We start from the raw sequence: 22,307 nt of genomic DNA, 5'->3' as shown, positions 1-22,307 counted from the left end.
ATGACATTGACTAAAAAATTATTTTTAGGAGTAGGATTAGGAGTAAGCATGGTTGCGTACGCTCAAGTTGGCACCATACAGCCAGTCCTAACCGGTGCGCCGTTCTTAAGAATATCACCCGATGCCAGAGCTGGTGGAATGGGTGATCAAGGGGTAGCTACTACAAGCGACGCTTTTTCGCAGTTTTGGAATGCAGCGAAATATCCTTTTAGTAAAACTACTTCTGCGATTGGGATTAACTATACGCCTTACATGAGCAAACTGACCAATGATGTATTCTTGCTTTATGGCGCGTACCACCAGTTTTTAGGAGACGAAGAGAGAGCCACGATTTCTGCAAGTATCTACTATTTTAATATGGGACAGGTAGATTTAACAAAAATTAATGCCGGAGTGGTAACTTCAGATGGAACTGTTAAACCAAATGAATTCTCCATTGACGTGGCGTATGCTTTAAAACTTTCAGATTATTATTCCATGGCGGTTACAGGTCGATTTATCCGTTCTGATTTGTCGGGAGGATTTAACTCAGACAACACCCTAAAACCAGCAAACTCATTTGCAGTAGATGTTTCAGGGTATTTCCAATCTGATAAGCATACCAGCATCAACGATTTTGAAGGTCGTGTAAAAGGGGGATTTGCCATCCAAAACCTTGGTCCAAGATTGGATTATACTGGGGATGAAGAATCAAGATCGTATCTTCCAACAATGGCGAGAGTCGGCGCAGGATATGATCTTTTCCTGGATGATTTAAACAGGGTTGGCGTCAACTTTGAAGCCTCAAAACTATTGGTTCCTGGTCCCGATGCGACTGGAAATGTTCCTAATGTGGGCGTAATGGAAGGAATCGGAAAATCATTCAATAATACCAAAAGCATGATGTTTAGTGGTGCTGTTGAATATGAATATGATAACGCATTTGCAGTAAGAGGCGGTTATTTCCATGAAAGTGTAGAGCAAGGAGGAAGACAATATGCAACGGTGGGAGTTGGTTTAAAATACCAATCTTTCGGTCTTGATATGTCTTATTTAATTAACACCTCTAAAATTAATTCAGCTTTAGATAACACGCTTCGTTTCGGCTTAACCTGGAATATTGGCGAAGAATCTTCCAATGCTCAAGATTATTAACAAAATTTAATTTAGCATAATAAAGTCTCAAATATTTTGAGGCTTTTTTTTATACTTAAAAGTTTAAATTTGCAGTATGAATTACGCGACCGAGTTAAAAAAATTTGCCACCAGCCAGTCGATTTACTCGGCGGTTAGAATCTCGTTGGCGATTGTTTTACCCAGTGTAATTCTTGCTCATTTTGGCTTATTAAAAGAATATTTTCTTTTCCCCCTGGCCACAAGTTTCGTTGGGTTGACCGATCAAGCTGGCCCTTATATCCGCCGAAGAAATGCGCTCATTTTCGCAATTGCCTCCTTTTTTATCATCTCTCTTGTTGCCAGTTCGCTCAAGGATTTTCCACTTTTAATTTATCCAGAAATTATTATATTCAGTATTTTTTTTACCATGCTTGGGGTTTACGGACAGCGGCTAGCAGCCGTTGGTTCGCTATCCTTGGTCGTGCTAGGAATATTTATTGATGGAAATCTAACGGGTGACCATATCCTCAAAAGTTCCTTGATATTTCTAGCAGGATCGGTCTGCTATTTTCTGATTTTCCTTATTGTTTCTAAAATTCAGCCTTATAAACTGGCGAGTCAGATGATTGGTGAAAACTATTTAGAACTGGCCCAATATCTTTCGTTGAAATCTAAATTTTATTTAAAAGACCCGAATTTCGACAGCCTTTACTCCCAAATAATCACCAAGCAGATTGCCATAAAAAACCTGCAAGAAGAGACCCGTGAAACCGTTTTTAAAACCCGGAAAATCGTTAATGAATCTACCACAACCAGCAGATTACTTATGTTAATGTTCCTCAATGCGATTGATTTACACGAAAAACTCATGACCTCGGAAAATGATTATCGCAAGGTGCAAGAAAATTTTGGTGCTACCGGATTTTTGAGTTCTTTAGGTACCTATTTACAAATTCTTTCTGAGGAAATGAGCAACATTGGAATTGCCTTACAAAGTGGCTCCAAAGCTAAACCGCTTCGGAATATTGATGAACTATTAGCACAAATTTACACGGAGTATTTTAACCTGCGAAACAGCAAACTGACGGCAGATAGTTTGGGAGATTTTATGACACTTCGGCTAATTTTGAATAGAATTACAGCGATTTCAGATGAAATAAAAACCATCTACAAGGTTTTCAGTCAGGACGAAAAATTAGCAAAAAGCCTGTCAACCGGTCTGGATTTTGAAAAATTTGTTACCGCAGAAGAAAAATTAAACAGTAAAGTTTTTCTCACTAATTTTTCTTTAAAATCGGCACATTTTCGGCATGCCATAAGAATCACCGTAGCATTGGTGATCGGATATTTCATCTCGCAGCTCGCGTTTTTAAAAATCGGACATTCTTATTGGGTTTTCATCACCATCGTTGCGATTCTAAAACCCGCTTATGCTACTACAAAACACCGTAATTTATTGCGGTTATACGGAACGGTCGCAGGTGCATTAGTGGCTTATGCTATTTTGTATTTTATTCAGAATCAAAATATTTTGTTTGTTCTCTTTCTATCTTCGATGATTTTGTGTTTCGCGTTTTTAAAAACCAATTATTCCTGGGCAGTATTTTTCATGACGATTTATGTTTTCTTGGCCTTTAATATTCTAAATCCAGGAAATTTGAATGTTATTTTTAAGGATCGCATTTTAGATACGATTATTGCGGGTGTAGTTGCATTTGCAGTCTCCTACTTTGTTTTGCCTGTTTGGGAACATACCAAAAAAATTGATTTTATGAAAAAATCTGCCGAGAGTAATTACAATTACTTCTCTGCAGCGATGGCTTATTTTAAAGATCATTATATCGGTATTCAAAATTATAAATTAACCAGAAAAGATGCGGTCATTGACTTAGCGAATTTATCTGATAATTTTCAAAGAATGATTTCGGATCCGAAACATCAGCAAAAAAATCTGGAACATCTTCATCAATTTGTGATTACCTCACATCTAATTACCGCCTATATTGCGTCGTTTTCTCAATATTCTGAATCATCAAAAGAATATCCTGAAATTGATTTTAACAGTTGGGATTTGAAAATTTCAGCAGAATTATTAAGAACGAATTTAATTTTGAATCAAAAAAAGACCAATCAAAACATCATTCAGGAAAGTCGCCTGGAGCCGGAAGATTCTGTAGAGAAATTACTTGAAAATCGCCGAAAAGAATTGCAGGAGAACGAATTTTTTGATCGGCGTGATCCCACAAAAATAAGTCATTTGACTAAATTAAAAAATTTAAAGGAAATATTGGAACTGATTTATGATGCAGCGAAAGAACAGCGAAAAGTGACCGAAAAATTAGACCCTGAAATCGTTTAATCTACGATGGTGAAACAATAATTTTCGAAAAACTCAACACGCGCTTTATAAAGATCCGACACGTGCTCATCATGCACACGGCATTTAATATTAAAGGGGAAATCTAAGCGGAACGGTTTGATTTCATAATGTTTTTTCAATGACCAATAATTAGAATGGTGGATTTTATACAAACTTTCTTTCAGCGACCAAATAACGGTAAGATAAGCTACCTCTTTGTCTTTTTCAATAAAACCACGCTCCTCTTTTTGTAAAAATTTATCTTGAATTCTGATTATTTTTTCATTAAAAGGTTCGATATCAATCCCTACTTTTTTTTTCGAAAATGCGAAGGCAGCAAACGGAAAAGAATGGGTTACCGAGATTTCATAATCATTCGGTTCTAAAAAAGGTTCTCTTCCGCGGTACAAAATTTTGTGGTCAGGCAAAACCGATTTCAGAATTTTTCTTACCAAAAGAAGCTCCTTTAATTTTGTGGGATGATACTCTTTTATTTTTTCAAAATTTTCTTTTTCCAATAAATTTTCAGGGTTCAAATCTTCATCCTCACTATATTTCCAAAGAAGAATAGTGGCGTTGTCATCAGAAAAATCTCGGTAAAGTGGCATTTAAAATAAATTATAGTGTAAAATTACGGAATTTAAAAAAAATACAAATCAAAAATTAAAGAAAGGGGCTTCATTAGATTTCGTAGAGGAAATGAAAATGCTTTATCTTTAATATTCCCATTATCTAAATTGAGATTGTCTATAACATGCACTTTATTTTGACGAAGAGTTTTCTTACCTTTGCAGCTAATTTATTTTATTAGATGGAAACTACAACACAATACGTTCCTTACAAAGTGAAGGACATTTCGTTAGCCGAATTTGGCCGAAAAGAAATTAATTTAGCAGAAGCAGAAATGCCAGGATTGATGTCGATCCGTGAAGAATACGGCCCATCTCAACCTCTGAAAGGAGCGAGAATCGCGGGTTGTCTTCATATGACCATTCAAACTGCAGTTCTAATCGAAACTTTAGTAGCCTTGGGTGCTGATGTTACTTGGTCTTCGTGTAATATTTTCTCGACTCAGGATCATGCAGCGGCAGCAATTGCAGCAGCAGGAATCCCAGTTTACGCTTGGAAGGGAATGACTGAAGAAGAATTCGAATGGTGTATTGAGCAAACTGTATTTTTTGGTGAAGACAGAAAACCATTAAACCTGATTTTAGACGATGGTGGAGATTTAACCAATTTGGTTTTTGATAAATACCCAGAATTAACTGCGGAAATTAAAGGACTTTCTGAAGAAACGACTACGGGTGTTCATAGATTGTATGAAAGAATGCAAAACGGAACTTTGGTAATGCCGGCAATCAACGTGAATGATTCCGTAACAAAATCAAAATTTGATAATAAATACGGCTGTAGAGAATCTGCAGTTGATGCGGTAAGAAGAGCAACCGACTTGATGTTGGCTGGAAAAAGAGTGGTCGTTTGTGGATATGGTGATGTTGGCAAAGGTACGGCAGCCTCTTTCAAAGGTGCTGGATCTATCGTAACCGTAACTGAAATAGACCCGATTTGTGCGCTTCAAGCAGCGATGGATGGTTTTGAAGTTAAAAAACTGGATTCTGTTGTAGATAATGCAGATATCATTATTACCACTACCGGTAATTATAACATTGTTAAAGGAGAACATTTCAAAAAAATGAAAGATAAAACCGTTGTTTGTAATATCGGTCACTTCGATAATGAGTTGGATATGGCTTGGTTAAACGGAAACTACGGTGATACTAAATATGAAGTTAAACCACAAGTTGATGTTTATAACATCGATGGAAAAGAAATTATCATTCTAGCGGAAGGCCGTTTGGTAAATCTTGGTTGCGCAACTGGTCACCCAAGTTTTGTAATGAGTAATTCGTTTGCTAACCAAACTTTAGCTCAAATCGAATTATGGACAAATTCTGAAGCCTACGGGAATGAAGTTTATATGTTACCAAAACATTTGGATGAAAAAGTAGCTTTCTTACACCTGAAAAAATTAGGAGTAGAACTAGAAACTTTATCAGACGAACAAGCGAAATATATTGGAGTAGCTGTTGAAGGACCTTACAAACCCGAATATTACAGATACTAAAAAGGTATTTTAGTGTTATAGATTTAGAACGCTCTGATTATTTCAGAGCGTTTTTCTTTATTTAATCCTCAGAGGAGGCGATCATGTCGAATAGCAGGTCAGATTTATCGCCTAATTTATGTTTGAGTCTTTGTTTTGATTTTTTCACCGCGTCGATAGTGATGCCCAAAAGTCCGGAAATCTCAGCATTGGTAAATCCTAATTTCTGTAAAAGAATAACCCGAAGATTAGAATCGGTAATTTCGGGAAAGGTCTCTTCTAAAGATTCTAAAAAAGAACCATATTCCTTTTTAAATTCCCGCTTGAAACTTAGCCAGTTTTCTTCCGTCATTAAATGTGATTTTAGAATTTCATCAAGCTTACCTTGTTCCTTTTCACTATTCGACGAGGTGGATTCTTTAATATGTTTTATTTCGGTATGGAGTTTTTGAATCTGCACAGTTTTCTCTTTTAAGAAATTAATTTGCGCATCCAAAGTTCTGCGGGCCTCCAAAAGTTTCTGTTCATTTCTCAATTTCGCATTCTCGTAGGCGATTATTTTATTTTCCATTTGCTGCTTCTTCTTCTTTTCGCGTCTTTTTGCATTGACAAGAATTAGTACAACACTTAAAATTAGGAAACCAGCTATGATGAAAATAACATTTTTCCAGAAAGATTCGGAGGATAATTTTTTTTCAGCGAGCTCAATATCTTGTTGATATTTTCTTTTTTGCACCAACCAGTTGGCCTGATTTAATGGAAGTACGCCATCTGTTTTATTAAGTGAGTCCTCTAGAATCCCAATTCTTCTTCTGATTGCTAATTCGTCATCTCCCTTTTGTTCTTTATTAAAAATGCTTAATCTCAGTTTCAAAATTTCCAATTCGTTAATTTTAAAATAGGATTTAGATTTTGCGATCTCATTTGCTTTTTCTGCGCTCTCCTTCGCTTCTGCAATTTGGTTATTTGCAATCAATAACCTGGTGAGCAAGGTATAAGCATACATGGTATTTTGATCACTTTTATTTCGCTCAGAAATTTCAATATCTTCTTTAACCAATGCAACTGCCTTTGCAAAGTCCCAATTACGCTCATAAATAAGAGCTAAATTCCCTAGTGCTTTTGCATATCTAAGTTCATCTTCAATTGATTTCGCAATGTTTGCAGCCTCTTCAAAGTGTTTTTTTGCTTTTTTTAAATCTCCGATTTTAAAGAAGTAAAGGCCCAAATTATCACTAATTTTAGCGTATTCACTGGATCTGGGTTTGGCAAATTGATGGGCTTTCTCCAAATATTTGATGGCTTCCACATTATCGCCGATTGTTCCCATAAAAAAGCCAATTTTTGTAAACGATTCAGCTGGGAATAGCAGATCATTTGGATTCAGTTGCTCGATTTTATCGATTACAGAAATAAAAACCGGTAAGGCACTGGTCATTTGTCTATAATTATAAAGATAGTCGGCATAATGCAAATTCACCCAAATATCAAGGCTAGCATTATTGAACTTCTTCGCATTGCTTATGGATTTTTTGTAATAATAATCACTTTTATCATTCACCTTATCAAAATGCGTTGCGTAAGAACTTGCTAGTAGTGCATCATAAATAATGATATCGCTTTTAGAGTTACGGGATTTCAATGGATTCAAAAAGTTTTTTAAAGACGACAAATCACTTTTACTATTTTGAACCTGACTGATCACATGTTCCCAGTCGGAAATTTTATTTCCGGACGGAGCAAGTTGAATTTCCTGCGCCTGCAGAAAAAAACTGAAACATAAAAAAAAGACCTTTAGAAAATAATTTTTACCCATTGACTTGCTTAAAATTTCCAGTTTGAAATATACCATTTTATCAGTAAACAAAATACTTTTACTTCTTTTTAAAGTAACTTACGCATAAGATATGGGTATTTTATGCTGAGTGAGTTTAATTTTATATGAAATCAATTCCCGTATGAAAAATAGGCACTGATTTATATAAAAAAAACAGAAACACCTACAAATCAACTAGATATTATGACTTATACGCTACAAAAGTAATGGATAAATAGTTTTAAAAGATTTGTCCCTCGTTTGTCCACCCCAAAAAATTGGTGTAATTTTGCTTAACAATATATATTTGCAAAAACACAAACTAATAACCATTAAAACTATTGAGCTTTTTGCATGATTAATCGTTTTAATATTCTAAAAACACAAATGATGAAAAAATTAATTACCACTCCATTCAAAAAAAAACCTCCTTCTAACAATTAGTTATAAGGAAACATGCGACGATGGCCTTGGAATCAGACAAGTTACTACTCCAATGCTTAATTATTTTTGATCTTACGATTCCAAGTAATGATTAAATCGCGTTTTCTCTCTACCACATCTTAGTTAAAAAGACTCGCACTTAAGAATTTAATTCTTATGGTTTGTCATGCGTTGGCTTACTTACCCGTAATATTATTTATAGATTAATTAGCTATTTTTAATTATAAAGAAAGGGTTTTTGGACTGTGGTTAAAAAGGTGTATTGCCGAAGGATGATGCACTGGAGATAAGTTAAATTTGTACAACAAAAACCAAATGATGAAAAGTAAATTTATTTTTGCCCTACTGCTTTACGCAGGGGTTAATTCCGCACAAGTTGGAATTGGGAATAACGTAACGACCTTTGATGATTCTGAGATTTTGAAAATTGTCTCTGCCAACAAAGGTGTTTTATTGCCCAATGTTTCAATTCCTGACCTAAATGATGCCGCACCCGTCGTTTCGCCAGCAAATTCACTGGTTGTTTATAATACCAATACCTCCACGGGAAAAGGTTTTTATTTTTGGTTGAATAACAAATGGAATCCATTTTTAAACACCTCCAATGTTTATAAGTATTTAGGAATAGTTCGTTCTGAAACGCTTATTTCCACAGGAGGTATCAATGACAGCAGTCCGATTACGGGTGTCTCCTATACCATGGGAGAAGCACCCTCTGCGCATGATTTTCAATTAATTCCTGGACTCTCGAAACAAATTAATGTGTTCTCGCCGCAAAACACAACTTCTATCACTGGAAGTGGTATTGTGCAAGTAAATTCTGCTGCAAATTCAAATGTTTTCATGAGTTACTCCGTCGGTTTATTTGTGAATTCGAAATTAACGGCTGTACGAAATTTTGTTATTAATGGAAATGATGCTTGTTTATATAATGACTTTAATGTCTTTTTTACAGTTACCAATCTTGCACCTGGGATTAATCATTTAATTGAATTGCGGGAGACATTGCGTGTCACTGAAACATCTAGCCATACTCTTACTTTTGGTAGTAAGCATTCTAGTTGCTCGAATTTAAGTCCATTGATGGATAAGTCGATAATGAATATTCAAATATCTGAACAATAAAAAATTCAATCATGAAAAAAATTTTAATAGCACTCTATTTGCTACTCGCCATTTCCTTTGGCGCTCAAGTAGGAATCAATACAGTTAATCCGCACGCCTCTGCAGGTTTAGATATCCATGCAAATAACAAAGGGGTTTCATTTCCTGCTATTTTCTTACAAAACTATACAGACTTATCTACGATTTCCGCTCCTAAAGAATCGCTTCTTATTTACAATACTAATAATTCATTAGTAGGAAAAAAGGGATATTATTTTTGGAACGGCGTAAAATGGGATTATTTTTTCTCTGATCTGAATCAAATTAATTTGATGAATCAAACCAAATTTTACTCCGCAACCTCCACCACCTCCTATATATTTAGCAGAGCTGCAGGACAATTTTATGGTTACAGCGCACACCTGTTGGGAGAATCATTAAGTACATCAGGCCAATGGACTGAATTGTCAGATCTTACAAAGACTGTTACAATTGACAGGGCAACAAATGATGTATTAATGAATGTAAACGGGATGTTTCAAGCAAATAATGGAAGTTCAAATACCACCAGCGGTATCAGAACTTCCATAGGTTTTTTTGTTGATGATAAATTGGTAGATGTGAAACCTCTTTTTTTAGATTTTAATTCGCAATGCTCCTTTCGACAATATATGGTCTATGGAAATGTGAAAAATCTACCGTTGGGGAATCACACCGTGAAATTCGCCATAAGGAATATCGAATCCCCATCTATTTCAGGCCTTTCTGTGACCTACGGTGCACCAAATTCATCTTGCTCACCTGCTCAACTTTCCAACTTTGAAACTCGAATAAGTGCTACGATATTTATTAACCAACCATATGTCTTTTAATTATGAAAACTAAAATATTCTCACTTGGATTAACACTTTTGATTTTAGGCATGCTTCAATCGCAAGTCGTACTGATGCCCAATTCCGCTACCGTAGTAACTCCAGAAGCAAGCGCCGTATTAGAAGTAAGATATAATGATAAAGGAATTCTCTTCCCACAAGTACCTTTGCTTAGCTTTACTGACAATGCAACTGTTCCAACACCAGTAAATGGCTTAATAACGTACAATACTACAGCCAAAAAATTAAACTTTTGGGAAGAAAACAAATGGAACAGAAATTTTGATATTGAGGATGGTAGCGCCATAATCAAACTTACAAAAAACTTCTCTGCCTCCTCTTCTTCTAGCGTAACTAATTCTACTTTTCCCAGTACAATGCCACTCTTTAATTTAAATGACAGCACTACTGGATGGATCAATCTCGGAACTTCTACAACAATTACCGTTACTAAAACTACCAATAATAATTATATTATAACAGAAGGAATGGTGCAAATCAATAACGATTCAAATTCTGGACAGGAATTCCAATTTGCTATTGGAGTCTTTGTAAACGGACAACTTAAATTAGCCCGCAAATATACGGAGATTGGTAAAACATATGTATGCAACTGGAAGAAATTCAACTTGTCAGGAGTTTTTGATGATTTACCAATTGGCACTCATACCGTCTCCATTTATGGTAGAAATTTACCTAAAATAACATCAGGTTATAGTTCTATTACCTACGGCGGTAATACCTCTAACTGCTCAAACATTAATAACGATATGGCAAGAATATTTGTTACTGCACAATTAACGCAATAGTAACAATCTAAATATACTCCTACTGTTTTTAATTCCCTTTTATAAATTGTAAAACTGACTGCAGAGATGTTTTAAAAACCCGATTTTAATGAATTGATTTACAGAAAAGTATATATCGATTATTCATGAAAATTTTTTGTCCACCATATGTCCACCTACTCTATTTGGTATTTTTTTAAATAACCTATACTTTTGAATCAGAAAAAAAGATAAGCTTGAAATAAATTAATTAATAAGGTTCAAACTTAAAAACACAAATGATTTTTTTCCTCCTTTAACTTTTGTTGAAGGAGTTTTTTATTTGTCCTTGCACCTAATTTTCAGCATTTCCTCTCCACTTAAATTTTCACATTGGCTATCAAAAATTAGCCGCAGAAATAAAAATATGGTCTTAAAGAAAGTATTACTTTTCTCAATAAACAAATTATCATTAATTTATGGAGGAGCAACTGACCTTTAATCTTATTAAAAAAAGAAAAACATCATTTCAAAATTTTTAATTAAATTGAGAACAAATTAAATCCAATGAAAAAGATCTTTATTTTGCTCATGACCTTTGCGGCGGTATTCTTTCTAAAGGCTCAGGATAAACCCGCTTTTTGGACTGATATTGAGCTTTTTAAACAAACCAATAAAGAAAATCCTCCACCCCAAAACATTATTCTATTAATCGGGAGTTCATCTTTTACCATGTGGCAAGATGTTGGTAGCTATTTCCCAGAAAAAACGATAGTTAATCGTGGATTTGGTGGATCCAGTCTTTACGATTTAAATTTTTATTCAGATGAACTCCTAAAACCCTATTCGCCTAAACAAATTATTATTTATTGCGGAGAGAATGACTTTGCAGCAAATGAAAAACTCACTTCCAAGCAGGTACTTAACCGGTATAAGCATTTTTATGCAGAAATTAGAAGATACCATCCAGGTGTTCCGGTCGCTTATATATCCATCAAATTGTCACCAAGCAGAGAAAAACTTTGGCCGCAATTCATTGGAGCCAATGCATTGATAAAAAAATTCATGATGAAAAGAAAAAATAGTGCGTACATTGATATAACCCGTGGTATGAATGATGAAAATGGAAGAACAAGAAAGGATCTATTTTTAGAGGATATGCTTCATATGAAACCTGCAGGTTATGAAATCTGGAGTAAAGAGATGAAGCCTTATTTAAAGTAAAAGCTCTTCATCATTCTTAAGAATCAGTAAAAACCAACAACAAAAATCACCTATGAAAAGACATGATGCCTTAGTACAACTCAGTCGCGACCATCATTTTGGGTTGCTGCTCTGCTGGAAATTAAAAGAAGGATTAAAGAAAGAGATTTCGGTTGAACGAATGGCAAAATATATCGAACTCTTTTACCAGCATAATCTGAAACCACATTTTGCCGAAGAAGAGCAAACCATATTTAAAATTTTAGGCGAAGAACATTCTCTAATTAAAGAAGCGATTTCACAACATCAGATATTTCATAAAATGATTGAAGATGGTTTTGAAACAACAGAGCATATCGAAAATTTCCGAGCATTACTCGAAATTCATATTAGAACTGAAGAAAGACAAATATTTCCAGAAATAGAAAAGCAGGCGACAGAAGAGCAATTACAAGCCATTTTAAAATTGGAACATCCAGAATTAAAAGAACCCGAATACGACGATATTTTCTGGAAGTAACTGTTTAAGATTGACTTAATAATTATTTCAAGCAGGAATTTTTAAACCGAAATCACTTTCACCAATGATTTAATATGGATCAATTGCTTCAAAAGTTCCTCGCGGGAATCTGCCAAAACATTGATGTGACCCATTTTTCTACCTGGTTTTGTTTCTGTTTTTCCGTAAAGATGAACGTAGGCATTGGGTAATTTCAATACGTTTTCTAAGCCTTGATATTTCACTTTTCCGCTAAAGTTTTCTTCGCCCACCAAATTGAGCATTCCGGAAAATCCAAAAATCGAAGTATCAGCCAAAGGTAAATTTTTCAAAACACGGTAAAACTGTTCGAATTGAGAATTGGCATTTCCTTCCTGAGTTTGATGACCGGAATTATGTAATCTGGGCGCAGTTTCATTCACCCACACTTTCCCATTGTGATCCATAAATAATTCAATAGCAAACAAGCCCTCAGAATCAGCGGCTTGCATAAACTTTTCTGCAATCACATCAATTTGATTTTGAACGTCATTTGAAAGCATGGCGGGACAAATATTAAAATCAAGTAAATTTAATTTAGGATCGGCAACCATTTCGGTTACCGGAAAGCTCTGGATTTCCCCGCGCTCATTTTTAGCGATAATTAATGAAAGTTCTTTGTCGATTGCTACCAAATTCTCCAAGACAGAAGGTTCATTCCACATGTTTTTCAGCTCCGTTTCATCTTGAATCACCTGCACTCCTTTTCCATCATAACCGCCCGTATTTAGTTTCTGAACGAATGGAAACCCGATTTGTATATCGTCTTCTAAAGATTGGATAATCTGAAAATCAGGACTCGGGATTTGATGGTGCTTGTAAAACTGCTTTTGTAGAATTTTCTGCTGGATAATTTTAATAATCGACGAATTTGGAATTACTTTTATTCCTTGGTTTTCAAGTTCTTCCAAGGCTTCTACATTCACATGTTCGATTTCAATGGAAACCACATCTTTGCCTTGGCCAAAATCAAGAACCGCTTGCTTTTCATTAAAATTTCCTTGGGTGAAAAAAGAAATATTGGCGCACGAACACTCTTTGTTGGGATCAAGGGTATAAAAATCATCATCATATTTCAATGCTTCCTGAATCAACATGCGCCCGAGCTGGCCGCCTCCTAATATTCCTATTTTCATTTCTCTTTTTTTTACTGATTTTATAGCTGTATAAGTACCGGCAATCGCATGTTTACCATCAACATGAATTATCGAATTTGCATAACCAATACTTTATTAAAGTTGGTTTTTGTTCATTTTCGAGCGATTTCAAAACTCATCGCTCCTATCATCAAATAGTACTCCTTCGTTCTACCGTTTGCCGGTACATTGATCATGATCTAAAATAGTTTACTATTTTCTAAAAACAAAATTACGGCTAAATTCATTTCTACAAAATAGTATTCTTTTTTTGGTTAGCATCGCGATTCATCTTTGAGCATTGTATTTTTATAAATTTTACCATCCAAGATCAATCCAACTGCATCTTTAAGATGAAAATGCAATATTTTTTAAAATGGCTTCCGCTTTCAACTCTGTTTCTCGCCATTCTTTTTCGGGCAAACTTTCGGCGGTAATGCCACCACCAACATAAAGTAATGCTGCATTTTGAAAAAACTCTGCACATCTTAAATTGACGAAATACTGAATATTCTCCTCTGTTTCAACTTTAATATACCCGGAATAAAATCGCCGTGGATGCTGTTCAAATTCTGCGATGGCGTTGCGACAAAACTCTTTTGGAACGCCACAAACTGCTGGAGTTGGGTGCAGTTCTGCAATGATCTGTTCTAATTCCTGGCGGTTAATTTTGGCGGTGAAATCAGTTCGTAAATGTTTTATGTTGCCCGAAGAATGGTCATGGGTTTGTGATTGATTAACCTCCGCAGAAAACTTTTGTAAAATATTTTTAATATAATCGGTAACGGGTTGCTGTTCCTCAATTTCTTTTTGAGTCCATTGTTCATCGATGGGAATTGTACCGGCCAAACTCATGGTCTCCAATTCCAAAGTTTCTTTATTAAACTTACCCAAAACTTCCGAAAAAGCGCCGATCCAGCAACAGCCATTTTCGATAAAAAAATAAACAAATGCATTCGGATACGCTTTGCAAAGGTTTAAAAAAGTGTGGGATAAATTAATTTTTTCAAACTTAAAATCAACTAACTTTCGGCGCGAAATCACCAATTTAGACAGGTCTTTTGCTTTTACAAAATCAATAACCTTTTGAATTTTCTCTACATAATCAGCTTCCTTTTCTTCTTTAAAATTAGTTAATTCTGATACCATTAATTTTGGCTGAATTTCTAAATTTAAAAACTCCTCCAAAGAAACCTTTATTATATTTCCTTGAAAATCAAGAATATCCAAGCCATCGTAAGATACAAACTGAACCACAGTTTTCACAGAATTTTTATCGGTGGAATACAATTGCTCAGAAAAAGGAAATTTAAAATAGATCATTTTTCAAAAATGCTTTGGCCAAGAAAATTTAGCGCGGAATAATATTATTGGTCATCGTAGTATGGTTAATGAGCGTTCCTTTTTCATCACGGATTTCTATTTCAGAGACGTGCATGGTATTTCCTTTGCGGATAAACCGAGCAGTTCCGGTTACAATTCCCTCTTTTTTACTGCGCAAATGATTAGAATTGATATTGGTTCCAACGGGTGCAAATTTTTCGGTATCTACATGGATCACCGACAAACAAGAGCCGAGTGTCTCGGCCAAAACACAGCTGGCTCCACCGTGCATTATCCCATAAGGTTGATGAATTTTTGGGGTAACTGGCATCGTTGCAGTCAGCGTATCATCAGTTAGATCAGTGAAAATAATATTTAAAGTTTTTCCTAAGTTTTCGCCACCCCACGTGTTCAATTTTTCTAAAATCTGTTTTTTATCTTGCATTGGGTTTTAGGTTATAGGTTTTGGGTTTTGGGATTAATTCTAAAAAAATGATTAGTAAATTTTAGGATTCCAGTTTTCAGGAATTTTCGGGGTTATTTTTTTATAATACTCCTCCAATTCAGCCATGATATCTTCGTATGTTCTTGTTTCTAAGTCTTCTACTGAAATTTTCTTTCCTAAATAAATAATTCGGTCTTTAAAATCTCCTGCTGCAATTACAATAGGAACTTTGGCGGCCATCGCCATATGGTAAAAACCTTTTCGCCATTTTGGCACCCAGCTTCTGGTTCCTTCCGGCGTGATAACCAAGGAAAAATCTTCTTTTTTAAATAACTCTGCCACAAAGTTGACCAGGTCATTTTTTTGCGAACGATCAATACCGATGCCACCAATTGCTTTGATGAAGAACCCGTACCAGGCTTTGGTATGCTGGTCTTTAATAATAACTTTCAAAGGTTTACCCAGCGACCAGTAGGCAAGGTTTCCTAAGATGTATTCTTGGTTCACCGTATGCGGAGCTACCACCAAAATGCAACGGTCGAGGTTATCAACATCACCTTCTAACACCACCTTCCAACCAAGCAGGTTAAATAATAATTTAGCAAAAAATTTTTTCATAAAATAGAAAATTAGGTTATAAGAACCCGTTTTTTTTTAAAGAGTTTAAAACAAAAAAGTATAACCAAACTCAACTGGTTATACTTTACAAAGATATTGAATTATTATTCTTACTGTAATAAATTACTTATGAAATCTATTATCTTAATTGCGATTTCTAAAACAAACTGTACCATAATTTTAGGTTTTGGGTGTTAATTATGTCATTATGAAATTAACCCTACGAATTTAAGACTTATATTCTACAAAAAGAATTCTGTGGGTGTTAATTTTTATTAAAGTTTTCGAGTTGTGCAAAAATGGTTGAAAGACGATTGATTTTTCGACCTTTTTCCAGCATCTATTTCGTTTTGATGGAAATTTCTTTCTTTCCGTTTTTAATGGTAATGTTTACATCTTTTAAATCTTTAAAATCAATATCCATAGAATCTATCATTTTTTCACCAACTGCTTTAGACACCTTTTTACCATTGACAATCATGGAGTCTTGGTTGGTCGAGTTTGCAACAATCGTGTTTTTACCGATGTTCATGGTCACGCCATCTTCATTCTCGTTGTACTCAGAACCGTGTTCCTCACTCAGATCATCTTCAAGATCAAGAACATGGTCTCTCACTTTGAAAACCTTTGTGTTTTGCGGGACCACCAATTCATAACTTACATTATAATCCCGGAAGCGATCTTTATAAGGATACTTCATAAAATTCGGAAGCAATATTTTATTTCCTTGAATTTCTATCGGAACATTGAGTTGAACTGGTATATTATACCCCTTCCCTTGTTTTTTAACAATTAAATAGGGTGAAGTTGTTCCCGATCTTCTGCTCACCTCTACTGAAGGATAATCTTCTTCATAAACCATTTTTTTATCAGAAAAAAGATCATTGTCGTAAGCAGTAAAGTTCTGCGGAATCACCACCTGTTTCATATCCACAAACAAACTATCCGAGGTTGTATTAATGTTGATATTTTCGATATCTTCTTTATCCCCTTTTAAAAAGGCTTCATTTTTCGCCATACTAACTCCGAAATAGGCACCAAGTCCCATCAACGTGATAAAAAGAGCACCGATTACCCAGCCAATATTATTCAATTTGGTTTTTGGCGATAAGATGGTAACACTCAACAAACTGAATAGAATTGCAGGAATTAGAGATCCAATAATAATCATAGCCGATAGTATTTTGTATAATCCATTATCATCAAAATAGAACTTCATTTCGTTGGCCCCCGGAAAATTGGTATCCATGCCGAAAAGCCCGAATACTACAAATACCCCTATAATGCAGCCAATGGCAATTAAGCCAAATATTGCACCGATAAAATATCTGATAACATTCCACAATCCGCTTCCTGCTTTGTTAATATAGGGTTTGTTTTCGGTGTAAAGCTGACCCACTTTTTGGGTAGATTCATTGGCAAACTGTACAATTTTGGTCGATTCTTCCTTGAGGTTATCAAAGTTCATCGGTTTCCCTTTCATTTTTAAAAAATCAGTTGCAGTTTCTGCTCGGGGCAAAACGATCCAAAGAATAATATAAATAAGGATGATTAATGAAGTAGAAATTGCTGCGGTAAATACGCCTAAAATCGCTATTCCTAACCATATTGCACGCATCGCACTCATGTCCATTCCAATATAATGCGCTAAACCTGCGCAAACACCAGCAATCTTTTCATGCTCTGGATCGCGGAACAATTGTTTCTGCCCATTGAATGATGATGAAGATTTTTGTTCCTTTTTACCATGGTTTATTTTTTCAGAGAAATACGCTTCTTCTTGTTCTTCAATTTTTTCAGGAGATCCTATTTGCGCAATTACTCTTTCTACGTCGATATCATTGATGACTTCTCGTTTACCAAGCGCATCCTTAAATATTTCGACCATTCTAATTTCAATATCGTGCATTACTTCATCAGCTTCGGTAATATCCAGAGAGCTTCGGAGTGCAGCAAGATAATCGCTGAGTTTGATATAGGCATGTTCCTCTATGGTGAAAGAGAAACCGGCAAGTCCTATGGAAAGTGTCTTATTCATCGTTTTAGTTTTTTGGTTCGAACGAGGTTTCAGGAGCGTTCGTTTGGTTATTGTTTCTAGTAATTTGGTTCACGGATTCCGTAAGGTCTTTCCAGGTGTTGAGCAATTCGGTGAGAAATAATTTTCCTTTCTCGGTCATCTGGTAATACTTTCGAGGGGGTCCACCGGTAGATTCCTCCCATCGGTAGGAGAGAAATTCTCCATTTTTCAATCGGGTGAGCAAAGGATAAAGTGTTCCTTCAACCACATCCAGTTTTCCTTTTTTAAGTTCTTCAATAAGGTCAGAAACATACATTTCCTTTTCATTAATTAAACTTAAAATACAGAATTCCAGAATGCCTTTTCGCATTTGCGCTTTGGTGTTTTCTGTGTTCATTGCTTACAGGTTATTAATTAGTTCAACTGTTAAAAATAAAATTTGATGAAGAATTGATCTGTAAAAGAATATCCTTAACCAATCTTACTATACAAAGATATGTATTTATTTTAGTATTATGCAATACAAAGTAGTAATTATTTAAATTTATTTTTAGTTAAAGTTTTAAATAATGCTGTAGAGTCCCTTTAATATTGAAAAGTTTAGATCAAAAAAAACCGCCTCAAATTGAGGCGGTTCTTATATCAAGTAACGAATTACTATTTTTTGATCGCTTTGAACGATTGAATTGTTCCGTCTTCCATCTGAAGAGTCACGATATACAATCCAGTTTTCAAATCTGAAAGATTCAGTTCTGCAGAAGGTTTCAAGTTTTTAACCTGTCTTCCTGAAACATCGCTTACAGAAATTGATTTCACTCCTTTGATGTCTGAAATTTTCAATACATCTTGGAAAGGGTTAGGATAAACAGAAAGTTTATTTTTATCAGCATTAATGGTTGCCGCAGCAGCATCATTAACTTGGATGGTATAATCTTCTACTTGTCCAAAAGTGGTGCTACCACAAGCAGGTGGCGCAGCGCTATAATTTGTTCTTACACGCATCCGCGTATTTCCTAACTTAGCACCTGCTGGTATTGCAATGGTACCGGTAGCAGAAGCTGCTGTCGTAAGTGTTGTTTTTTCACTTTCAGCAAAGATTCCATCTTGATCAAAATCAATCCATACCGCTGTTTGATCATTATCAAAATTAGCAATGGTAACCGTGATAGGATAAGATTGTCCTTTGGTAACGATACCTGCAGGCAGTGCTGTAAAATCTTCATAACCTACTCCGCTTGAAGCTGGGGTCGTGTTAGAAGTATTATCAATATTAGAGAATACGACTCTACCAATTCTTTCATAGGTTTGATTTGTACTTGTTGCAGTTGCAGTACAATATACTACATTACCTGTGGTAAACATAATCTCAGTACATCCCGTTGGCTCACCGATATTATTATAAGGAACTACTTTCGCATAGTATACCGTATTGGCATTGAGTGTAACACTTTTAGAGGTAGTTGTTACTACTGTCCCATTCTCTACATCAGTACCACCAGAAGTAGTCCCAACATATAGTTTATAAGCACTTGCTCCCGCCGCAGCAGCCCAAGTTAAAACTGCAGGGTTTGGTACTACAGCCGTCGCTCCATTTGTTGGACTTGTAAAAGTTGTACACGTAGGCGCAGCTGTTACTGGCGACACTACCAGGGTGTAATCCTCAACTTGACCATTATTCATATCAGAACAAGCGGTTTCCAAAGCTGGATGTAAAGAAGTAAGTGAACTGCTAAAGTTGTACTTAATTCTCATTCTTTTGTTACCCGCACTCGCACTTGCTGGAACCGTAATGTTTCCAAGCAGGTTAATGGTTGCACCAGTAGAACCACCAACATAAGTTGCCGGAGTATTAAAGTACTGCTCATTTGCATCAGCAAAATCACCATCATTATTCCAGTCAATCCAAACGGTCATTCCAAATCTGTTTGCACCTACGCCAGTAGCGACCACATTTAGTGGGTATGTGGATCCTGCTAGTACATTAAACTGATACGCTGTAAAATCTTCATAAGCTGGTGAACCTACTGTTGCAGCAGACGTATTTGGTCCAGTTCCCGCAAAAGTCACCGATGAAATCGGGTAAGTTGCTGTTGGTGCGATTGAAATTATAGGACCACAATAACCAATGTTTGCATCGGTATTGAACATAACTTCCGTACATGAAGTGGCATCGCCAATTGCATTAGAAGGGGTTAATTTTGCATAAAGTGTTGCATTGGTTGGTAAAGAAACATTAGCATTTAATCCGGTCACTGTAGCATTATAAATATCAGAACCACCAGAAGTCGTTCCAACGGTTAATTTATAATTTACAGCTGTTGCCTCAGCAGTCCAAGAGAAATAACCATTACCACCATTAATTGTTGATCCTGCTGCAGGAGTGTTAAGGGTAGTACATGCTGGCACTGTGGTTACAGAGGTATCTTGTGTAAAATTAATGTCATCAACAAAAACATTACCTGTTCCGGAGGTTCTGGTTACCCATACTCCAACGGCAACCTCAGCAGATGGCTGTAAAGCGCCAACTGGGATTGTTGCAGTTAATTGCGCGCAGGTCGTTATTGCTGCAGTTGCTAGAGCTACTGGCGTTCCTACATTCGTAATATTCCAAAGACCACTTACTTGATCCTTTACAAAATAAGCGATAGAAATACTTCCAACAATGCCAGCTCCTTTTTTGTAAGAAACTTGTACATCAACTTTTTGACCGTTGCTGGTTTGCGGGATTGCCGCTGGTTGAATCATCCATCCGGTAGATGTTTGCGTGCTACTAAGTGCCAATTGACCACCATTTGCACCGTTACAGGCAGCGGTGGTAACTCTTGTTCCACCTCCAAACTGACCGTAAATAGCTCCATAGGTGCCATCTTCAAAATCACCGTTAAAGGCAATTTGTGCACTTGCTCCAAGTCCTATCAATAAGGACAGTGAGAGTAAAATTTTCTTCATAAAAATAATTGTTTAAAATGTTATTACAAATAAAACAAATTTTATCTATATAAAAAAAACAAAAAGATGAAATATGTTTAAAGTTTATGCGAATACCTTACGAAATCCGAAAATCAGATCGTATTGCAAGCATTGTAATTTATAAATCCAATTGTCTTTTTTCTTGTTGAAGTTTTTCAATTTGATGCAATAAATGATGGATGACCTCTAGTCCTGCCAAATTAACTTCCAGATCGTAATGCCAAGTGGTAAATTTCTCAAAATTAGACAATTCATCAAACATTAGATATTTAATATTGTTTTCGGTTTCTATGTGTAGGAGGCCGGCTTCTTCCAATGAATCAAAAAAAGTAATTTCAACATTGTAGATTTTTACCAGCTCTTCCCGTGATATTCTTTCGCTCATGTCGCTAAATTTTTAAGTTGAAGAAACAGCTCTTTTTCCTGATCGGATAAGTTGGTTGGCATTTTTACCCTATAAGTAACATACAAATCACCAAACTCTCCTTCTTTTTTGTAGACCGGAAATCCTTTGCCTTTTAATTTCACTTTGGCACCGTTCTGCGTTTCTGGTTTCACTTTCAGGTTAACTGTTCCATCTAATGTTTTTACTAAGGTTTCCCCGCCTAAGATCGCTGTATACAAGTCGATCTCCACCTCGGTTGTCAAATCATTTCCCATCCTTTTGAATTGTTGATCTTCCTGAATATTAAAGGTTATGTATAAATCGCCATTCGGCCCACCGTTATGACCACGATTTCCGTGGCCTTTTAATTTAATTTTTTGGCCATTAGAAATTCCGGCCGGAATCGTAATCCTTACTTTTTTTCCATTAATATCAAAAGTTTGCTGATGGGTTTTCGCCGCCTCATGAAGCGGTAAGTTCAAGGTCGCATCTACATCCTGACCTTTAAATTTTCCTGAGGCACTGCCCCGTGAACCTCCTGAAAAACCGCCGCCACCGCCAAACATACTTTGGAAAAAATCGGAGAAATCGGCCCCTTCACCAAAATCTGACTGCGAAAAGCCGCCATAACCACCACCTTGTCTAGATTGCTGCGACCGTTGCTGCTGGGCTTGGTCATATTGCTCGCCATGTTTCCAGTGCTCACCATATTGGTCATATTTGGTTCTATTGGCTGCATTGCTCAAAACTTCGTTGGCTTCATTGATTTCTTTGAATTTCCGCTCCGCATCTTTATCACCAGGATTTACATCGGGATGGTACTTACGGGCTAATTTCCGGTAGGCCTTTTTTATTTCGTCAGCAGTTGCTTTTTTATCAATGCCTAATACTTTGTAATAATCGATATATGCCATACAATAATGATTTACTCAAATTTATAAAAACTTACACGAAACCTATTCTAAAGTTCTGTTAAATATTTCTAATAATAATTTCTTATATTTAATCTAAACCTGTTGTGCATTTAGCATAAATTAATTTTTGTTTTATTTATACTTCTTTTAAAAACGAAAAAATTCAGATACTGTATCATTGTAAAGGAAGTGATTTT

19 protein-coding genes are annotated in these 22,307 nt (G+C 35.8%); 8 read left to right on the top strand and 11 right to left on the bottom strand.

From position 1 onward, the window contains the following. Together porV and QWY78_RS13180 are read left to right on the top strand one after the other, a co-directional pair. Positions 1-1,134, top strand: a complete 1,134-nt coding sequence (porV, locus tag QWY78_RS13185; RefSeq protein ID WP_290220590.1) for a type IX secretion system outer membrane channel protein PorV — start codon at positions 1-3, stop codon at positions 1,132-1,134. Positions 1,135-1,210: 76 nt separating this feature from the next. Continuing rightward, positions 1,211-3,454 carry an FUSC family protein gene (locus tag QWY78_RS13180; RefSeq protein WP_290220588.1) on the top strand — a complete coding sequence of 748 codons (2,244 nt, stop codon included), beginning with the start codon at positions 1,211-1,213 and terminating at the stop codon, positions 3,452-3,454. Here QWY78_RS13180 and QWY78_RS13175 read toward each other — a convergent pair. Further along, a complete protein-coding gene (locus QWY78_RS13175) occupies positions 3,451-4,062 on the bottom strand; it encodes a 4'-phosphopantetheinyl transferase family protein (protein WP_290220585.1) in 612 nt (203 codons plus the stop codon). The genes QWY78_RS13180 and QWY78_RS13175 overlap by 4 nt on opposite strands. 203 nt (positions 4,063-4,265) lie before the next feature. On the opposite strand from QWY78_RS13175, the gene ahcY reads away from it, so the two are divergent. After that, positions 4,266-5,579: an adenosylhomocysteinase gene (gene ahcY / locus QWY78_RS13170; RefSeq protein WP_290220583.1), complete on the top strand. Its 1,314-nt coding sequence runs from the start codon at positions 4,266-4,268 to the stop codon at positions 5,577-5,579. A 61-nt stretch (positions 5,580-5,640) separates the two neighbouring features. Here the strand turns inward: ahcY and QWY78_RS13165 are convergent, their stop codons facing one another. After that, the gene (locus QWY78_RS13165; protein WP_290220581.1) at positions 5,641-7,425 is read right to left on the bottom strand and encodes a tetratricopeptide repeat protein; all 1,785 of its coding nucleotides are present in this window, start codon (positions 7,423-7,425) and stop codon (positions 5,641-5,643) included. A 708-nt stretch (positions 7,426-8,133) separates the two neighbouring features. On the opposite strand from QWY78_RS13165, the gene QWY78_RS13160 reads away from it, so the two are divergent. The 5 genes from QWY78_RS13160 to QWY78_RS13140 all read left to right on the top strand — a co-directional run bounded on the left by QWY78_RS13160 (position 8,134) and on the right by QWY78_RS13140 (position 12,284). Further along, positions 8,134-8,943: a phage tail-like protein gene (locus QWY78_RS13160; RefSeq protein WP_290220579.1), complete on the top strand. Its 810-nt coding sequence runs from the start codon at positions 8,134-8,136 to the stop codon at positions 8,941-8,943. A gap of 11 nt (positions 8,944-8,954) precedes the next feature. Then, positions 8,955-9,794, top strand: coding sequence for a phage tail-like protein (locus QWY78_RS13155; protein WP_290220577.1), 840 nt, complete (start codon positions 8,955-8,957; stop codon positions 9,792-9,794). Positions 9,795-9,844: 50 nt separating this feature from the next. Continuing rightward, positions 9,845-10,603: a phage tail-like protein gene (locus tag QWY78_RS13150; RefSeq protein WP_290220575.1), complete on the top strand. Its 759-nt coding sequence runs from the start codon at positions 9,845-9,847 to the stop codon at positions 10,601-10,603. A 525-nt stretch (positions 10,604-11,128) separates the two neighbouring features. Further along, complete coding sequence (locus QWY78_RS13145; RefSeq protein ID WP_290220574.1) at positions 11,129-11,785, top strand: GDSL-type esterase/lipase family protein; 657 nt, start codon at positions 11,129-11,131, stop codon at positions 11,783-11,785. A gap of 52 nt (positions 11,786-11,837) precedes the next feature. Further along, on the top strand, positions 11,838-12,284 hold the full coding sequence (locus QWY78_RS13140; protein ID WP_290220572.1) for a hemerythrin domain-containing protein: 447 nt from the start codon (positions 11,838-11,840) through the stop codon (positions 12,282-12,284). A 41-nt stretch (positions 12,285-12,325) separates the two neighbouring features. Here the strand turns inward: QWY78_RS13140 and QWY78_RS13135 are convergent, their stop codons facing one another. The 9 genes from QWY78_RS13135 to QWY78_RS13095 all read right to left on the bottom strand — a co-directional run bounded on the left by QWY78_RS13135 (position 12,326) and on the right by QWY78_RS13095 (position 22,110). Continuing rightward, complete coding sequence (locus tag QWY78_RS13135) at positions 12,326-13,438, bottom strand: 5-(carboxyamino)imidazole ribonucleotide synthase (RefSeq protein WP_290220569.1); 1,113 nt, start codon at positions 13,436-13,438, stop codon at positions 12,326-12,328. Positions 13,439-13,786: 348 nt separating this feature from the next. Beyond that, positions 13,787-14,761, bottom strand: coding sequence for a chorismate-binding protein (locus QWY78_RS13130; protein ID WP_290220567.1), 975 nt, complete (start codon positions 14,759-14,761; stop codon positions 13,787-13,789). 28 nt (positions 14,762-14,789) lie between these two features. Continuing rightward, positions 14,790-15,206 carry a PaaI family thioesterase gene (locus tag QWY78_RS13125; RefSeq protein ID WP_290220565.1) on the bottom strand — a complete coding sequence of 139 codons (417 nt, stop codon included), beginning with the start codon at positions 15,204-15,206 and terminating at the stop codon, positions 14,790-14,792. A gap of 51 nt (positions 15,207-15,257) precedes the next feature. Then, positions 15,258-15,824, bottom strand: a complete 567-nt coding sequence (locus QWY78_RS13120; protein WP_290220562.1) for a 1-acyl-sn-glycerol-3-phosphate acyltransferase — start codon at positions 15,822-15,824, stop codon at positions 15,258-15,260. A 340-nt stretch (positions 15,825-16,164) separates the two neighbouring features. Next, positions 16,165-17,862 (bottom strand): PspC domain-containing protein, encoded by a 1,698-nt coding sequence (locus tag QWY78_RS13115; RefSeq protein WP_290220560.1) that lies wholly within the window; start codon positions 17,860-17,862, stop codon positions 16,165-16,167. A 4-nt stretch (positions 17,863-17,866) separates the two neighbouring features. Next, entirely contained in the window at positions 17,867-18,238 is a 372-nt protein-coding gene (locus QWY78_RS13110) for a PadR family transcriptional regulator (RefSeq protein WP_290220559.1), read from the bottom strand. Positions 18,239-18,498: 260 nt separating this feature from the next. After that, positions 18,499-20,790, bottom strand: coding sequence for a GEVED domain-containing protein (locus QWY78_RS13105; protein ID WP_290220558.1), 2,292 nt, complete (start codon positions 20,788-20,790; stop codon positions 18,499-18,501). Positions 20,791-20,929: 139 nt separating this feature from the next. Next, the gene (locus QWY78_RS13100) at positions 20,930-21,196 is read right to left on the bottom strand and encodes a chaperone modulator CbpM (RefSeq protein ID WP_290220557.1); all 267 of its coding nucleotides are present in this window, start codon (positions 21,194-21,196) and stop codon (positions 20,930-20,932) included. Further along, the gene (locus QWY78_RS13095; protein WP_290220555.1) at positions 21,193-22,110 is read right to left on the bottom strand and encodes a DnaJ C-terminal domain-containing protein; all 918 of its coding nucleotides are present in this window, start codon (positions 22,108-22,110) and stop codon (positions 21,193-21,195) included. The genes QWY78_RS13100 and QWY78_RS13095 overlap by 4 nt, the downstream gene beginning before the upstream one ends. Positions 22,111-22,307: the final 197 nt, after the last annotated feature.

The organism is Kaistella yonginensis (assembly GCF_030409525.1).
Classification (GTDB): domain Bacteria; phylum Bacteroidota; class Bacteroidia; order Flavobacteriales; family Weeksellaceae; genus Kaistella; species Kaistella yonginensis.
This window is presented reverse-complemented; position numbering and strand designations above follow the sequence as displayed.

What these genes read in the sequence shown, in the direction of transcription:
- porV (WP_290220590.1), top strand. Translation starts at nt 1, where the DNA reads ATGACATTGACTAAAAAATTATTTTTAGGAGTAGGATTAGGAGTAAGC.
- QWY78_RS13180 (WP_290220588.1), top strand. Translation starts at nt 1,211, where the DNA reads ATGAATTACGCGACCGAGTTAAAAAAATTTGCCACCAGCCAGTCGATT.
- QWY78_RS13175 (WP_290220585.1), bottom strand. Translation starts at nt 4,062, where the DNA reads ATGCCACTTTACCGAGATTTTTCTGATGACAACGCCACTATTCTTCTT.
- ahcY (WP_290220583.1), top strand. Translation starts at nt 4,266, where the DNA reads ATGGAAACTACAACACAATACGTTCCTTACAAAGTGAAGGACATTTCG.
- QWY78_RS13160 (WP_290220579.1), top strand. Translation starts at nt 8,134, where the DNA reads ATGATGAAAAGTAAATTTATTTTTGCCCTACTGCTTTACGCAGGGGTT.
- QWY78_RS13155 (WP_290220577.1), top strand. Translation starts at nt 8,955, where the DNA reads ATGAAAAAAATTTTAATAGCACTCTATTTGCTACTCGCCATTTCCTTT.
- QWY78_RS13150 (WP_290220575.1), top strand. Translation starts at nt 9,845, where the DNA reads ATGCTTCAATCGCAAGTCGTACTGATGCCCAATTCCGCTACCGTAGTA.
- QWY78_RS13145 (WP_290220574.1), top strand. Translation starts at nt 11,129, where the DNA reads ATGAAAAAGATCTTTATTTTGCTCATGACCTTTGCGGCGGTATTCTTT.
- QWY78_RS13140 (WP_290220572.1), top strand. Translation starts at nt 11,838, where the DNA reads ATGAAAAGACATGATGCCTTAGTACAACTCAGTCGCGACCATCATTTT.
- QWY78_RS13135 (WP_290220569.1), bottom strand. Translation starts at nt 13,438, where the DNA reads ATGAAAATAGGAATATTAGGAGGCGGCCAGCTCGGGCGCATGTTGATT.
- QWY78_RS13130 (WP_290220567.1), bottom strand. Translation starts at nt 14,761, where the DNA reads ATGATCTATTTTAAATTTCCTTTTTCTGAGCAATTGTATTCCACCGAT.
- QWY78_RS13125 (WP_290220565.1), bottom strand. Translation starts at nt 15,206, where the DNA reads ATGCAAGATAAAAAACAGATTTTAGAAAAATTGAACACGTGGGGTGGC.
- QWY78_RS13120 (WP_290220562.1), bottom strand. Translation starts at nt 15,824, where the DNA reads ATGAAAAAATTTTTTGCTAAATTATTATTTAACCTGCTTGGTTGGAAG.
- QWY78_RS13115 (WP_290220560.1), bottom strand. Translation starts at nt 17,862, where the DNA reads ATGAATAAGACACTTTCCATAGGACTTGCCGGTTTCTCTTTCACCATA.
- QWY78_RS13110 (WP_290220559.1), bottom strand. Translation starts at nt 18,238, where the DNA reads ATGAACACAGAAAACACCAAAGCGCAAATGCGAAAAGGCATTCTGGAA.
- QWY78_RS13105 (WP_290220558.1), bottom strand. Translation starts at nt 20,790, where the DNA reads ATGAAGAAAATTTTACTCTCACTGTCCTTATTGATAGGACTTGGAGCA.
- QWY78_RS13100 (WP_290220557.1), bottom strand. Translation starts at nt 21,196, where the DNA reads ATGAGCGAAAGAATATCACGGGAAGAGCTGGTAAAAATCTACAATGTT.
- QWY78_RS13095 (WP_290220555.1), bottom strand. Translation starts at nt 22,110, where the DNA reads ATGGCATATATCGATTATTACAAAGTATTAGGCATTGATAAAAAAGCA.